General features: G+C 69.4%; 3 protein-coding genes (1 of these 3 cut by a window edge). All 3 read right to left on the bottom strand.

Annotation, left to right across the window (positions count from 1 at the left end; translation table 11 throughout):
• Positions 1-48 precede the first annotated feature (48 nt).
• Positions 49-2,052: a MacB family efflux pump subunit gene (locus OH705_RS18075; protein WP_267302686.1), complete on the bottom strand. Its 2,004-nt coding sequence runs from the start codon at positions 2,050-2,052 to the stop codon at positions 49-51.
• Positions 2,053-2,054: 2 nt separating this feature from the next.
• On the bottom strand, positions 2,055-3,209 hold the full coding sequence (macA, locus tag OH705_RS18070; protein WP_267302685.1) for a macrolide transporter subunit MacA: 1,155 nt from the start codon (positions 3,207-3,209) through the stop codon (positions 2,055-2,057).
• Between the two features lie 109 nt (positions 3,210-3,318).
• Positions 3,319-17,050, bottom strand: the 3' portion of a protein-coding gene (locus OH705_RS18065) for a non-ribosomal peptide synthetase (protein ID WP_267302684.1). Its footprint extends 803 nt past the window's final position; 13,732 of the gene's 14,535 nt are visible here — the last part of the coding sequence; the start codon falls outside the window, past its right edge; the stop codon is at positions 3,319-3,321.

Raw genomic sequence — 17,050 nt, 5'->3', positions numbered from 1 at the left:
CAGGACACTTGGGAGCGAGCGCCATGCATATAGCGCTCGCCTTCAGGCCTAATCCCGCGCCAATGCCTCGATAGGGTCCAGCCGCGCCGCGTTGCGCGCCGGCACGAAGCCGAACACGATGCCGATCAAGGTCGAGCAGACGAACGCCGTGACCACCGACCCCAGTGAAAACACCATCTCCCACTGCTTGACGAAAAGCGCGAACAGATAGCCGATCCCGTACGACAATCCGATCCCGATTACGCCGCCGATCAGGCAGACCATCACCGCCTCCACCAGGAACTGCTGGCGAATATCCGACTGCCGTGCCCCCACCGCCATGCGGATGCCGATCTCGCGGGTGCGCTCGGTGACCGACACCAGCATGATGTTCATCACCCCGATCCCCCCCACCACCAACGAAATCACTGCGATCAGCGACAGCAGCAAGGTCAGCGAGCGGCTGGTCTTCTGCACGGTCTGCATGATGCTGTCGAGGTTGTTGGTGAAGAAATCCTTGGTGCCGTGGCGCTGCAGCATCAGTTTGTTGACCTCCTCCTCCACCCGCTTGCTCGGCATGCCGTCCTTGATCCGCACGCTGATGCTGTCCAGGTGGCGCTGGCCAAGCACACGCCCGGCGGCAGTCTCGTAGGGCATCCACACGTTCAGGGTGTTGCCGGCGACGAAAAGGTTCTTGTTCTCGGCGGTCACGCCGATTACCGTGCACGGCAAGTTGCCGACCAGGATCACCTGCCCGAGCGGGTTGACGCCGTCGCCGAACAGGCGCTTGCGCGTGTTGTGGTCGATCACCACTACCTGGGCCTGGCGCCGGGCATCGTCCGCGCTGAACACGATCCCCGCGGCCAGGGGGATGTTGCGCACCTGGAAGTACTGCTCGCTGACGCCGTTGAGCTGCACGTCGGCGTCGATGTTGCGGTAGCGCACCAGCGAACTCTGGCCGATCACCGGGGTGGCGCTGTCGACATAATAGAGTTCGTTGAGCGCGATCACGCCGGCCGGCACCAGGGTCTCGATGGCCTTGGCCCGACTGTCGCCGAAACTGGTGCCGGAGTAGATGTCGATGGTGTTGCTGCCGATCGCCTGGATATCCTTGAGCACGTAGCCCTTGGCGCCCTCGCCGATGGCCGAGATCGACACCACGGAAGTAATGCCGATGATGATCCCGAGCATGGTCAGCAAGGTGCGCATGCGGTGCGAGACCAGGGCGATCCAGGCCATCTTGAAGGCCTCGCGAAACAACCCGAGGCTGGCCACCAGCCGCCGTGGCGCCTGCTCGCGGGCCGGCGCCGCCTCAGCGATCGGCGCGGGCGGCTCGGCGCCGGTGCGCCGGTCACTGACGATCTGCCCATCGCTGACCTCGATGATCCGCTCAGCATGGGCGGCGACCTTGGGGTCGTGGGTCACCAGGATCACCGTGTGCCCGGCGCCGTGCAGTTCCAGCAGGATGTTCATCACTTCCTTGCCGCTGGCGGTATCGAGGGCTCCGGTCGGCTCGTCGGCGAGGATCACCTCGCCGCCGTTCATCAGCGCCCGACAGATACTGACTCGCTGCTGCTGGCCCCCCGACAGCTGGCTGGGCCGGTGCGCCAGGTGTCCGCCCAGGCCCAGGCGGCCCAGCAGCTCCCGCGCCCGGGCATGACGCCCGGCCTGCGCCACGCCGGCGTACACCGCCGGGATCTCGACATTGCGCAGGGCATCCAGGTGCGGCAACAGGTGGTAGCGCTGGAAGATGAAACCGAAGTGGTCACGGCGCAGCGCAGCCAGGGCGTCGTCGTCGAGATCGCGGGTTTCCTTGCCGCTGACCTGGTAGCTGCCGGCGCTGGCGTGGTCCAGGCAACCGAGGATGTTCATCAGCGTCGACTTGCCCGAACCCGAAGCGCCGATGATTGCCACCAGCTCGCCGGCATGGATCTCCAGGTCGATGCCCTTGAGAGCCAGGAACTCGCGGTCGCCCGCCATGAAGCTGCGGCTGACCCCGTCCAGGCGCAGCAGCGGCTGGTCCTCGAGCGCCGACACCGCCCGTGCCGGCGACAGTTCCACGTTCATGTTCATGCTCACGCCCCCGCCTCGCCCGACACCGGCTCGCCGATCACCACGCGGTCACCTTCGGCCAGGCCGTCCTTGACCTGCACCTTGACGTTGTTGTTGATCCCCGCCTGGACCTTGCGCACCTGGGCGAAGCCCTTGCCGTCGAGCACCCGCACCGGGAAGCTGCCGTCGGCATCACGCGGCCCCAGCGCCGCCACCGGCACGGTGAGCACGCCCAGGGCGGTGTCGAGGACGATACGCACCTGGGCGGTCATCGAGATGCGCAGGCGGTGCTCGGGGTTGGGCACCTCGAACAGCGCGTTGTAGAACACCGCGCTGGCCTGCTTGGCGGCGCCGCCGCTCTTGTCGCTGCTTTCCAGGTAGTTCTGCGGCGCGGGCTCGGTGCCGCGCAGCTTGGCGTAGTAACGTTTGTCGTCACCGAGGATGGTGAAGTACACCTGCTGGCCGGGGCTGATATGAATCACATCGGCTTCGGACACCTGGGCCTTGATGGTCATGGTGTCGAGGTCGGCGAGCTTGAGGATTACCGGCGCCAGCTGGTTGGAGATCACCGTCTGCCCTTCCTGGGTGACGATACCCACCACATGGCCATCGATCGGCGCGACGATGCGGGTGTAGCCGAGGTTGACCCGCGCCGTATCGATCTGCACCTGGGCGCTCTTGATCTGCGCGTCCAGCGAGCGCAGGTTGGCCTGCTGCACCTCGAATTCGGACTCGGCGTTCTCGAAGTCCTGGCGCGAGATCGACTCGTCGGCCTGGAGCACGTCGTAGCGTTCGTAGACCCGCTTGGCCTGCTTGAGCTTGGCCTGCACCGAGCGCCGCTCGGCCTGCAGCTTCTCGGCGTCGACCTCGGCCTGGCGCAGCGAGTTGCGCGGCACCAGCGGGTCGATTTCGGCCAGCCACTGGCCTTCGGTGACCTTGTCGCCAAGCTTGACCTTGAGCGACTTGAGCTGCCCCGAAACCTGGGCACCGACGTCGACCTGGCGAATACCTTCCAGGGTGCCGGTAGCCAGCACCGCGTTTTCGATATCGCCACGCTCGACCGTGGCGGTGATGTACTGCGGCGGCTTGGCTGGGGCCTGTACCGCGTAGAGCGCGATGCCGGCGACCAGGGCCACGGCGACACCGAGGGTGATCTTGCGAAACTTCGTCTTTTCCATGAAACCGTTCTTCCTGAAGCTGATGAGGTCCCGTGGGAGCGGGCTTGCCCCGCGATAACGCCACTCCAAGGTGACGCCATCGCTTTGCAAGCCCGCTCTCACGACGGTGTTACTGCTTCACCCTGCTGTGATACAGGGCCTGCCCGTCATGCCACCACGCCGCCAGGCTGAACACATCCGGCACCTTGAGGATGCTGAAGTGGTTGCCCGGCCCCTGCCACACCTCCAACTGCGGCAGCCATTCACGCCAACCGTCTTCCATCGCCTGCTGCTCGCATTGGTTGCCGGCGGCGTCCAAGCTCGGATCGGCCACCAGTACCAGCCGCGCCAAGCCATTGAAGCCACCCTCGGGGCGATACACCGTGCGCAGCGCCGTGGCGAAGGTGCGCACCACGCCTTCAAGTGCCTGCGGCGAAGAGCGCGACGGCATCAGGCCGACCCGTACCATCGCCGCGTGCAACTGGCGCAGCTGCTCCTGATCGTCGGCTTCGGCGAAGGCTACAGGCTCGATGCCCAACGTCTTGCCGGTGGACAGTTGCAACGACTCGATAAGCCGCTGCAGGGCCTGGGTATAGGTGTACGGCTTGCCGCAACTGCCCCCCGCGCCCGGCGCCTCGCTGTCGATCAGGGTCAGGGAGCGCACCTCGCGCCCCTTGGCCTGCAGGCGTATCGCCATGGCATGGGCCACCCAGCCTCCGAACGAGTGCCCGACCAGGTTCAACGGCCCTTCGGGGTACAGCGCCTCGATGGCCTGGACATGGCACGCCGCAGCCACCTCGACCGAGCAATGGGGCACTTCACCCGCAGCCAGGCCGCGCGCCTGCAGGCCATGCACCGGCCAGTCCGGCCCCAGCGCCTCGGCCAGGCCGATGAAGCTGGTCACGCTGTCGCCGGCGCCCGGCACGCAGAACACCGGCACATGGCCCGGCACGCCGCTCTGGATTGCCAGTAGCGGCTGGTGCGCCGCCGGCGCGAGCGCCGACGCGGCCTGCATCGCCTGGGCGATGGCCTGGCCGAGCACGGCGGCTTGCGGGTCCTGCACCATGCTCTGGTGATCGCCCGGCACGCTCTGGCACTTCAGCTCCTGCCCAGGCAAGGCCTCGGCCCAGCCCAGGCTCGGGCTGTCGGTGACGATACCGGCGCTGCGCTGTTCGGCGATGAACAGGTGCAGTGGCACCGGCAACGGCGCCAGGCGATAGTGAGCCAGTGCCTGGCCATGGGCCAGGTGACGTTCGAAGAAGTGGCGCAACTGTCCATCGCTGGCCTGGGCCAGGCCCGGCACCAGCAACTGTCGCTCACGGCAGAGGGCAAGCAGTGCCTCGAAGGGCAATGCGCCCGGCTGCAACGCCTCGATCTCGGCCAGTTGCATAGCCCCCGCCTCGCCCTGCGCCTGCCAGTGCACGCGGCAATGCAGCAGCAACTGCGCTTGCACCAGGTGCGGCCCTTGCCAGCGCGCCTTGCCCTGGTCGCTCAGGCGCGGCACGTAGGTGTCGATCAGGCCGACGAAGGCCACCGGCTCGTCCGCGCCCAGCAATTGCGCCGCCACCTCGTAGGCCAGCACACCACCGAACGACCAGCCGGCCAGGCGATACGGCCCGTGTGGCTGCACGGCGCGAATCTGCCGCACCAGGCGCGCCGCCAGGCACTCCATGGTGTTCAGTTGCGCCTGCCCGACGGCGACGCCGGCCAGCCCATAGACAGGGAAATCACCTTCGATATGCCGCCCCAGGACCGGGAAATACAGGTCCAGTCCACTGAACTCATGGATCAGGAACAGTGCAGGCTGGCTGCCGGCGGCGCGCACCGTGACCAGGCCTTGCGCCTCGTCCTCGGCCGCCACCTCGTCGAGCAGCGGCGCCAGGGCGGCGATGGTCGGGTGCTGGAACAGCTGGGCGAGGGTCGTGTGCAGGCCGGCCTGGCGCATCTCGCCCACCAGGCGGATCGCCGACAGCGAATGCCCGCCCAGTTCGAAGAAGCTGTCATGCCGCCCCACCCGCTCGACCTCCAGCACCTGCGCCCACAGCGCGGCCAACGCCAACTCCACGGGCGTAACCGCCGCCTCGAACACCGCCACGGCCAGGTCTTGCGCGCCCGGCAGCGGCAGCGCCCGCCGGTCGACCTTGCCATTGTTGGTCAACGGCAACGCCTCGAGCACAACGAATGCCGCCGGCAGCATGTACTCCGGCAGCCGTTCGCGCAGGAAGCCGCGCAGCGCCACACCGTCGAGTGCCGCGTCGGTGCGGGTGTACCAGGCCACCAAACGCAGCGGGCCCTGTTCCAGGCGCAAGGCCATGACCACGACTTCATCCACGCCCGGGCACTGGGCCAGCTGCTGCTCGATCTCGCCCAGCTCGATGCGGAAACCACGGATCTTCACCTGGTCGTCACTGCGCCCCAGGCACTCCAGCTGGCCATCCTCGCGCCAACGGGCCAGGTCACCGGTGCGGTACAGCCTGGCGCCGGGCCCGGTGCCGAACGGATCGTCGAGAAAGCGTTCGGCTGTCAACTGCGGACGATTCAGGTAGCCGAGGGCGACGCCGTCGCCACCGATGTACAGCTCGCCGGTGACGCCCTCGGGCAGCAAGCGCCCGTGGCAATCGAGGACATAGGCCGTGGTGTTGCCGATCGGGCCGCCGATCGGCACATGCTCGGTGCCGTCGACTACCGCACGTACAGTGCTGGCGGTGGCGAAGGTGGTGGTCTCGGTAGGCCCGTAGCAGTGCACCAGGCGCAACTGCGGCGCCCGGGCCAACAAGGCGCGGAAGCTGGCAGGCTCGCCGCGCTCGCCGCCGCACAGCAGGATGCGCAGCCCGGCCAGGGCTTCGGGGATCAACTGCACATACTGGTTGAACAGCGCCGTGGTGACGAACATCACGCTGGCGCCGCCCTGGCGCAGGGCGGCGGCGAACTGCGCCGGCTCTACCAGGGTCTGGTGGTCGATCACCAGCACCTGGCCGCCGTTGAGCAGGCCGCCCCAGACATCCATGGTCGCGGCGTCGAACGCCGGGTTGGCGACGAAGGCGAAACGGTCCGTGGCGTTGAAGTCGGCATAGCCGTTGTTCAGCACCAGCCGGGCGATGCCGCGATGAGTCACCCTCACGCCTTTCGGCGTGCCGGTGGAACCGGAGGTGTACATCACGTAGGCCACCGCGTCGGCCTCCAGGGCCAGGCCCGGGTTGTGCGCGGGCTGCTCGTCCAGCGCCAGGCAGTCCAGGTCGATGCGCCGCGTCTCGCAATCCGCCGCCAGGCTGCCGAGGGTCAGCAGCATCACCGCCTGGCAGTCCTGGACCATGAACGCCTGGCGCTCGGCCGGGGCGTTGATGTCCAGCGGCACGTAGATCGCTGAACACTTGAGCACGGCCAACTGCGCGACCAGCAAAGGCAGCGAGCGTGGCAGCAGGATCGCCACATGAGCGCCGGCCGCCACCCCCTCGCCGATCAGCCAGTGCGCCAGGCGGTTGGCCTGCTCATTGAGCTCGGCGTAACTCAGCTGGCGCTCATCATGCAGCGCCGCCAGCGCCAACGGATGGCGCGCCACCTGTTGCTCGAACAGGCGGTGCACGGGCACCGACCTGGGGTAGTCGCGCTGCGTGGCGTTGTAGCCGAGCAATCGGCGGCGCTCCTCGGCCGGTACGATGTCCAGCCGCTCCAGGCCTTGCTCGGGATCATGCGCCAGGGCCTCGACCAGGTGTGCGAGAGCCTGCTCGAGGTAACCGCACAGCCGCCGGGCGTCCAGGCCCGCCGCGCACTGCGCGGTCAGGCTGAAGCGCTCCCCGAGGTCGTCGATGCTCAGGGCCAGCGGGTAGTTGCTGCGTTCCTGCGCATGCAGCAGCTCGATGCCCTGCCAGGCACGCCCACTGGCAGTGTCATGGGCCAGCGCGGCGGCACTGTGGCGGTAGTTGAGCAAGGCGCTGAACAGCGGCGCGCCGGGCGGCAACGCACTGCAGCGCTGGGCCAGGGCCAGTTGCGCATGCTCATGCACCAACAGCCCGGTCAGCCGGCGATGGGTGTCCAGCAGCGCCTCGCGCACCGGCAGGCGGCCCACGTCCAGGCGCAGCGGCAAGGTGTTGATGAACACACCCAAGGCCCGCTCCATGCCTTCACCGCCCTGCAGGCGACCGAGCAGCACGGTGCCGAACACCACGCTGTCGCGCCCCGACAACTGCCCCAGCACCAGGCCCCAGGCCAGGTGCATCAGGCTGGCCGCGCCGACACCCAGCAGCCGCGCCTGTTCGCGGGCCCGCCGCGCCAGCCCGTCGTCGAGCCAGTGCTGGGCTTCGGCCACGGCGTCGGCGTGGGCCAGTGGATGCGGACCGTAGGCCAGGGTTGGCTCGTCGATATCGCCCAACTGCTCGCGGAAGTACGCCTCATGCTCGGCCTCGCCGGCACCCTGTAGCACCTGGGCGATGTAGTTGCGGTACGGCACCGGCGGCGGCAAGCGCAGCTGCTCGCCGAGCAGGCAGCCCTGCAATTCGGCGCGCAACACGTCCTGGGCCACGTGGTCCAGGACCAGGTGGTGGAACAGCAAGGTGGCGGTGATCCGCCCGCTGCTCGGGTCCTCGCGGTGTATCAGGCGCAGCAGCGGCGCGCGGGTCAGGTCCAGGCGCAAGCTGATCGGCTCATCCGCGGCCAGTTCCTGCACGGGCAACGCCGCCTGGCGCCATACCACCTGCACCGGCTGCGCCAGACCTTCCCAGTACAACGAAGAGCGCAGGATGTCGTGCCGGGCGATCACCTGGTCCAGCGCCTGGCGCAATGCCTCCAACCGAGCCTGGTCAGCCACCGCGAAACGCGCCTGCAGCAGGTAGGGGTCGTCACCCTCGCTGGCCAAGTGGTGATAGAGGATCCCCGCCTGCAACGGTCCCAGCGGGTAGATGTCCTGTACATTGGCGGCACCGCCAGGCACCTGGTCGACGATCCGCTCGATGTGCGACTGCTCCAGCGCCACCAACGGCAGCAAGTCCGGCGTGATGCGCCGGCAATCGGCGCCGATGCGGTTGGCCGGCACCCGGCTTGCGCCATGCTGGCCCAGGGTCGCGGCCACGGCGGCCAGGGTCGGTTCGGCGAACAGCACGCGGATGTCCGCGTCCAGGCCCTCGGCGCGCAATCGGGCGATCAGGGTCACGGCCAGCAGCGAGTGGCCACCGAGCTCGAAGAAATGATCCTGGCGCCCTACCCTCGGCACGTTGAGCAACTCGGCCCATAGCGCCGCCAGATGGCGCTCGGCCTCGCCTTGCGGCGCCTCGTAGGCACGGCTGAGCACCGCGTCGGCACCGGGGTCGGGCAGCCGCTGGCGGTCGAGCTTGCCATTGGCCGTCAACGGCATGGCCGGCAGTGCCACGTAGGCCGACGGCACCATATAGTCCGGCAAACCTGCCTGGGCATGCTTGCGCAATGTCGCCACGCCCGGCGCGCCATCGTCGGCCGTGAACCAGGCGACCAGGCGCTCGTCGCGCAGCAGCACCGCCACTTCGCGCACGTGCGGATGGCTGGCCAGGCAGGCCTCGATCTCGCCCAGCTCGATACGCAGACCATGCAGTTTCACCTGGAAATCGTTGCGGCCAAGGAACTCCAGCTCGCCATCGGCGCGACGACGCACCAGGTCGCCGCTGCGATACAGGCGCTCATCGACCACGAACGGGCTGGCACCGAAACGTTCGCCCTCCAGCGCCGGCAGGCCCAGATAGCCACGCGCCACGCCGACGCCGCCGATGTACAGCTCGCCCACCACGCCCCGCGGTACCGGCAGGCCATGGCTGTCGAGCACATACAGCCGGGTGTTGGCGATCGGCCGACCGATCGGTGGCGCCCCTTCGGGCACGGGTTGCCGGGGCTCGAGGGTCCAGACGCTGCAGTCGACGGTGGCCTCGGTGGGACCGTAGACGTTGTGCAGCCGCACCAGCGGCAGGCGCTCACGCAGTTGGCGCAGCAACGCCGAAGTCAGCTCGCCACCGCCACAGACCACATCGGTGAGGCTGTCGCAGGCCGCGCTGGCCTCCAGGGCGAGGAACTGCTGCAGCAGCGCGGGCACGAACTGCACCACGCTGACCCGCTGGCGCTGGATCAGCGCCGCCAGGTAGTCCGGGTCGCGCTGGCCATCCGGGCGCGCCAGCACCAGGCGCAGGCCGGCACACAACGGCCAAAACAGCTCCCAAACCGACGCATCGAAGCTCACCGGGGTCTTGTGCAGCAGCGCGCCTGCGGCGCTCGGGGCGATCAGTCGCGAGCTCCAGTGCACCAGGTTGCACAGGCTGCGGTGCTCGACCATCACCCCTTTCGGCGTGCCGGTCGAGCCGGAGGTGTAGATCACGTAGGCCAGGTGGCGGGCGCCAAGGCCCGGCACCTGTGGATTGTCCGGCGACTGCTCGGTCCAGTCCGGCTGGTCGAGGTCCAGCCGCGCCACCGGGCTGTCGCTGAAGCGCCGGTTGCTGGCGGCATCCACCAGTAACGCCAGCGGCGCGCTGTCTTCGAGCATGTACGCCAGGCGCTCATCCGGGTAGCCCGGATCCAGCGGCACGTAGGCTCCGCCGGCCTTGAGCACCGCCAGCAGCCCGACCAGCAACCCTGGCCCTCGCGCCAGGCACACGGCGACGCGGCTGTCGGCGATCACGCCCTGTTCGATCAGGCGGTGGGCCAAGCGGTTGGCCGCCGCATTCAGTTCGGCATAGGTCAGTTGCCCGTCCTCGGTCTGCACCGCGACGGCCTGCGGCGTACGCGCCACCTGCGCCTCGAACAGCGCATGCAGTGGTTGCTGCAGGCCGCCGATCCGCTCGCTGGCGTTGCAGGCCACCAGTTCCTGGCGACGCTCGGCGGCGCCGAGCAACTCGACTTTCGCCGGCACGGCCTGGTCGCTGCCCGCCATCGCCCACAGCAGTTGCTCCAGGTAACCCAGGTGCCGCTCGATGGTCGCCCGGTCGAACAGCGCGGTGGCGAACTCCAGGGCGCCGCCGTAGCCATCGGCGGTCTCGCCCAGGCTCAGGGTCAGGTCGAACTTGGCGAAGGTCTGCGCGCCGCCCAGCGCCTCCAGTTGCAGCTCACCCAGGCGCAGGGCCTCGCCCGGCACGCCGTTCCACGCCAGCGATACCTGGTACAGCGGTGTGTGGGCCAGGCTGCGCGGCGGGTGCAAGCGTTCCACTACCTGTTCGAACGGCAGGTCCTGATGGTCCTGGGCCTGGCTCACGCAGGCCTTGACCCGGGCCAGCAGCGCGCCGACATCGGGGCTGCCGGCGGTATCGATGCGCAGCGCCAGGGAGTTGACGAACAAGCCGATCAGCCCCTCGACCTCGGCTTGCCGGCGGTTGGCCACCGGGGTGCCGATCACCACCTCGGCCTGGCCGGACAGGCGCGCCAGCAGCACCGCCCAGGCGCCGGCGAAAAGCATGAACGGAGTGACCCCATGACGCAGGCACAGCGCCCGCAGGTCTTCGCTCAGGCGCCGGTCCAGGCGCACTTCGACGCGGTCGCCCAGGTAGTCCTGACGGGCCGGTCGCGGCCGGTCGGTGGGCAGGGTCAGCAGCACCGGCGCGCCGGCCAGGGCCTGGCTCCAGTAGTCGCCCTGGCGCTGCAAGGCGTCACCGCTCAGCCAGCGACGCTGCCACAGGGCATAGTCGCCGTACTGGATCGCCAGCGCCGGCAACGGGTCGTCGCGGCCTTCGCTGAAGGCCTGGTACAACGCCGCCAGCTCCTGGGTGAACACCCCCATCGACCAGCCGTCGGCAACGATATGGTGCAAGGTCAGCAGCAGCACATGGTGCTCCGCCGCCAGGCATAGCAGGCGGCCGCGCACCGGCAGCTGGTGCGCCAGGTCGAATGGCAGCAACGCCTCGGCCTGCATCAGCTCGGGCAACTGCTGCGCCGCGCCGCGCAGGTCATGCCAGGCCAGGGCGAAGCCGCCCCGTCCGGGCGCCACCCGCACCCGTGCCTCGGCGCCTGCCTGGGTGAAGTGGCTGCGCAGGCTCTCGTGGCGTTCGACGATGCGCTCCAGCGCCCGCTCCAGGGCGGCACGGTCCAGCGGGCCGCGCAAGGCCAGGCCCAGGGGGATATGGTAGGCGGCGCTGGCATCGTCCATCTGTGCCAGGAACCACAGCCGTTGCTGGGCGAACGACAGTGGCAGGGACTGGCCGCGCGGCGCCGGCTCGATGGCCGGCAGTACGTCATGGCGATCCTCGGCCACGGTCGCCGCCACCGCCAGCAGGCGGTCGTCGGCGAACAGCTCGCCCAGCGACAACTCCAGGCCCAGCCGCGTGCGCACCTGGCCAACCATGCGCATGGCCAGCAGCGAATGGCCGCCCAATTCGAAGAAGCGGTCCTGACGGCCTATCCGTTCCAACTGCAGCAACTCGCACCACAGCTCGGCCAAGGCAACCTCCAAGGCCCCAGCCGGGGCCTCGTAGGCCTGGCTGTGCGCCTCGCGCTCGGGTAACGGCAGGGCCTTGCGGTCGACCTTGCCATTGGCGGTCAACGGCCAGGCATCCAGCCGTACCCAGGCTGCCGGCACCATGTAGGCGGGCAGGCGCTGTTGCAGCGCGGCGCGCAGGGTACCCACCGGCTGCGCCTCGGCGCCGGCAATGTAGTAGGCCACCAGCCGCGGCTGCCCGGGCTGGTCCTCGCGGGCCAGCACCAGCGCTTCGGCGACACCCTCCAGGGCGAGCAACTGCGCCTCGATTTCGCCCAGCTCGATGCGCAGGCCGCGCACCTTCACCTGGTCGTCGTTGCGGCCCAGGTAGTCCAGGGTACCGTCGGCATTCCAGCGCGCCAGGTCGCCGGTGCGGTACATGCGTGCCCCGGGCACCTCGCTGAACGGATCGTCGAGGAAGCGCTCGGCGCTCAGCTCTGCGCGGTTCAGGTAGCCCCGCGCCACGCCGGCGCCACCCACGTAGAGTTCGCCGGCCACACCGCACGGCACCAGCTGCCGCGCATCATCCAGCAGGTACACGCGGGTATTGGCGATCGGCCGGCCGATGTCCAGCACGCCGCCCGGCAGCACCAGGCCCGAGGTGGCGACCACGGTCGCCTCGGTAGGGCCGTAGTTGTTGACCACGACAAAGCCGGGATCGCTGTTGAACTGGCGCAGACGGTCGCCACCGATCAGCAAGGTGCGCAGGGTCGGGTGGCGCAGCCCCTGGGCGAAGGCGTACTCGGCGACCGGGGTCGGCAGGAACGCCACCTTCAGGGGTTGCTCCAGCCACCAGGCCAGCAGTCCGTCGAGCTGCTCGTTGCCCAACTGCGCCGGTGGCAGGTGCAGCACCGCCCCGGCGCACAGGGCCGGCCATACTTCCCAGGCCATGGCGTCGAAACCGAAGCCGGCGACACTGGCGGTATGATCCCCGGCGCCGAGTTCGAAGGCCTTGCAGTGCCAGTGCACCAGGTTGGCCAGGGTGCGGTGCTCGACCATCACGCCCTTGGGCTGGCCGGTGGAGCCAGAGGTGTAGATCACGTAGGCCAGGTGGCTAGCCTGCAGGCCGGGGACCTCGGGGTTTTCCGCACGCTCCGGCCAGTGCGGCCTGTCCAGTGCCTGCGCCGCCACGCCCAGTGCTGCAAGACGCGACAACAATGCCTGCTGTGCCAACACCACCACCGGAGCGCTGTCCTCGAGCAGATAGCGCAGCCGCTCGTCCGGGTGCGCCGGGTCCACCGGCACATAGGCGCCGCCGGCCTTGAGCACCGCCAGCAACGCCACCAGGGTGTCGAGGCCCCGGCGGGCCACCACCCCCACCCGCTCGTCGGGGCCGACACCCTGCCCGAGCAGGTACTGGGCCAGGGCGTTGGCGCGCTGGTTCAACTCGCCATAGGACAGGGACATTTCGCCTTGGCTGGCGGCCAGTGCCTGCGGTGTACGGGCCGCCTGGGCCTCAACCAGGCCATGCACGGTCTGCCCGTTCGGGAACGCCAGGGCACTGCGATTGAAGGTATCCAGCAGGCGCTTGCGCTCGGCCTCGCCCACCAGTTCGACCTCGGCCAGCGGCGCCTGGTCATTGGCCAGCATGGCGCGCAGCATGCTGTCGAAATACCCGGCGAAGCGGCGCACGGTGCTTTCATCGAACAGCGCTGTGGCGTACTCGAGGCTCCCGACCAGTGCCTCGCCCTGCTCGCCCATGCTCAGCGACAGGTCGAACTTGGCTACCTGGCCGACCTGTTCCACGCCTTCCAGCCGCAGCCCCGCCAGGGTCGGCGCGGCGCCCTCGGTGGCCAGCCAGTTGAGGGTGGTCTGGAACAACGGGGTATGGCCGAGGCTGCGCGCCGGCCGGACGATCTCCACCACCTGTTCGAAAGGCAGGTCCTGGTGCGCCTGGGCGTCGAGCAGGCGCGCCTTGACCTGCGCCAGCAGGCGCTCGGTGCTTGGCGCGCCGGCGGTATCGATACGCAGGGCCAGGGTATTGACGAACAGGCCGACCAACGGCTCCAGTTCGGCGCGCCCGCGCCCGGCCACCGGGCAGCCCACCACCACCTCGGCCTGCCCGCAAAGCCGCGCCAGGGTAGCGGCCCAGGCGCCGAGCAGGACCATGTACAGGGTCACCTGGTGCCGCTGCGCCAGGGCCCGCAGGCCGGCCCCCAGGCGCGCATCCAGCTGCAGCGCCAGGCTGGCGCCGCTGAAATCCTGGCGCGTCGGTCGTGGCCGGTCGCTGGGCAGGCTCAGCAAGGTCGGCGCGCCGTCCAAGGCCTGGCGCCAATAGTCGGCCTGGCGTTGCAGTTGCTCACCGGCCAGCCAGCGCCGCTGCCACACGGCGTAGTCGGCGTACTGGATGGCCAGCGCCGGCAACGGGTCGTCCTTGCCCTCGCGCAGCGCCGGATACAGCGCGCTCAATTCGCGGGTCAGCACGCCGAGGGACCAGCCATCGGCGACGATATGGTGCACGGTGAGCAGCAGCACATGGTGCGCCTCACCCAGGCGCAGCAGGCTGGCCCGCAGCAATGGCCCCGTTGTCAGGTCGAAGGGCGCGGCGGCCTCGTCGCGCAGGTGCCCGGCCAATGCCTGCGGCGCCAGTGTCCGGCGCTGCAGCCAGCCGGATTGCGGGGTCGCGGCGATGATCACCTCGGCACTGTCGCCGCAGGGTACGAAGCGACTGCGCAGGCTCTCATGGCGCGCGACGATGCGCAGCAAGGCGGCCTCCAGCGCATCGGCATCCAGTGCTCCGCGCAGGCCCAGCGCCAGCGGCACATTGTAGGCCTGGCTGCCGCCTTCCAGCTGAGCGAGGAACCACAGGCGCTGCTGGGCAAACGACAGCGGCAAGGGTTGCTCACGGGACACCGCGACCAGCGCTGGCAGCTCGCTGCGCCCGGCGCCGGCCAGCACCTGGGCCACCGCCGCCAGCTCGGGGTTGGCGAACAGGTCGGCCAGGGCCAGTTCCACGCCGAGGCGCAAGCGCACCTGGGAAACCATGCGCATGGCCAGCAGCGAATGCCCGCCCAGCGAGAAGAAGTGGTCATGCCGACCAACCCGCTCCACGTGCAGCAGCTCGCCCCACACCTGGGCCAGGGCCTCTTCCAGCTCACCCTCGGGGGCCACGTAGGTACGCTCGAACAGGGCCGAGCGTTCCGGCGCTGGCAGCGCACGGCGGTCGAGCTTGCCGTTGGCGGTCAGGGGCAGTGCGTCCAGCGACACATACGCCACCGGCACCATGTACTCCGGCAGATGGGCCAGCAACTGCCCCCGCAGTTGCTCAGGCTGGGCCGGCTCCAGGCCCGCCTGGGCGGTGAAGTAGGCCACCAGCCGCGGTTGGCCGGGCTGGTCCTCGCGGGCCATCACCACCGCCTCGCCGATGCCCGGCAGGCCGTTCAGGCGGCTTTCGATCTCGCCCAGCTCGATGCGCACGCCGCGAATCTTCACCTGGTCGTCGTTGCGGCCCAGGTAATCGAGGGTGCCGTCGGCCAGCCACCGCACCAGGTCGCCGGTACGGTACATGCGTGCACCGGGTGTCGCGCTGAACGGGTCGTCGAGGAAGCGTTCGCGGGTCAGTTGCGCGCGGTCCAGGTAGCCACGGGCGACCCCGGCGCCGCCGATGTAGAGCTCGCCGGGCACCCCCAGGGGCACGGGCTGCTGGTACGCATCGAGCACGTACAAGCGGGCGTTGTCCACTGCGCCGCCGATGTGCAGGGTGCCGCCCGCCTCCACCACGCCAGAGCTGGCCACCACGGTGGTCTCGGTGGGGCCGTAGTTGTTGACCACGGCGAAGGTCTGGGTGCGGTTGAACTGGCGCAGGCGATCGCCGCCGATCAGCAAGGTGCGCAGGGTCGGGTGTTCGAGCTGGTGGCTGAAGGCATACTCGGCCACCGGCGTGGGCAGGAAACTGACATCCAGCGGCTGGGTACGCCACCAGGCCAGCAGCGCGTCGAGGTCTTCATGGCCTTCGCTGGACGGGGCCAGGTGCAGGGTCGCCCCCGCGCACAGCGCCGGCCAGACTTCCCAGGCCATGGCGTCAAAACCGAAGCCGGCCAGGCTCGAGGTGTGGCGCCCCTGGCACAGGTCGAACGCGCGGCAGTGCCAGTCCACCAGGTTGTTCAGGTTGCGGTGTTCGACCATCACCCCTTTGGGCTGGCCGGTGGAGCCTGAGGTATAGATCACATAGGCCAGGTGCGCCGGGCCCAGGCCGCTCACCAGGGGATCGTCGTGGCGCGCTGGCCAGTCCGGCTGGTCGAGTGCCAGCACCGGCGTCGCGCGCGTGCCCAGGCGACCGCGCAGCGCCTGCTGGGTCAGCACGGCCACTGGCGCGCTGTCATCCAGCAGGTAGCGCACGCGCTCATCGGGGTGTGCCGGGTCCACCGGCACGTAGGCGGCGCCGGCCTTGAGCACCGCGAGCAGGCCGACCAAGGTGTCCAGGCCGCGCCGGGCGAACACCGCCACCCGGTCGTCGGGGCGCACGCCCAGGCCGATCAGTTGATGGGCCAGGGCGTTGGCGAGCTGATTCAACTGCTGGTAGCTCAGCGACTGGTCGTCGCAGGTGGCGGCCAGGGCCTGCGGATGGGCCTGGGCCACGGCTTCGATACGCTGGTGCAACGGCCCATGAGCATCCGTGGCGCCAGGGGTCTGGTTGAAGGTTTGCAGTATGTGCTCGCGCTCTTCGTCCGGCAGCATCGGCAACGCGCGGACTGCAACCCCGGGTGCCTGGTTCAAGGCTGCAAGCAGGCTGCGCAGGGTCTGCTGCAGATAGGCGCAGACGCGTTGCGCCGGCACCTCGGGGCTGGCCAGCAAGGTCAGGCGGAAGGCTTCGCCGAAGTCGTCGACACTCAAGGTCAGCGGGTAGTTGGTGGCCTCGGCGGCATGCACGATCTCGATACCTGCCCAGCCTGCCCGGCGCACCGCCTCGGAGCCTGAGGGCGCGCTGTGGCGGTAGTTGAGCAAGGCGTTGAACAGCGGGGTCGGCGCCGCCACGCCGCTGCAGCGCTGGGCCAGGGCCAGGGGCGCATGCTCGTGGCGCATCAGCGTGCTCAGACGCTGGTGGGTGGCCTTGATCGCCGTGGCCAGGTCGGCGGCATCCAGGTCGACCCGCAGCGGCAAGGTATTGATGAAGATGCCCAGCGCCCGGTCGGTGGCCTCGGCGCCTTGCAGGCGCCCCATCAGCACGGTGCCGAACACCACCTGCTCGCGCCCGGTCAGGCCACCCAGCACCCGCGCCCAGGCCAGGTGGAACAGGCTGGCGACGCTCACCCCCTGGCTGCGCGCCTGGCTGCGCAGGTCGCGGCACAACGCCAGGTCGAGATCCAGGGCGTGCTCGTTCAGCGCCGCGCCGTCACCCTGCACATCGCCCAGGCCATAGGCCAGGGTCGGCCCGTCGACAGCACCGAGCATGTCGCGGAAGAACGCCTCGTGCTCGGCCTCGCTCACGCCCAGCAGGGCCTGGGCC

This window comes from Pseudomonas sp. BJa3, from assembly GCF_026343815.1.
Taxonomy (GTDB): Bacteria; Pseudomonadota; Gammaproteobacteria; order Pseudomonadales; family Pseudomonadaceae; genus Aquipseudomonas; species Aquipseudomonas soli.
The sequence above is the reverse complement of the archived record's forward strand: the minus strand, read 5'-3'. Positions and strand labels throughout refer to the sequence as shown.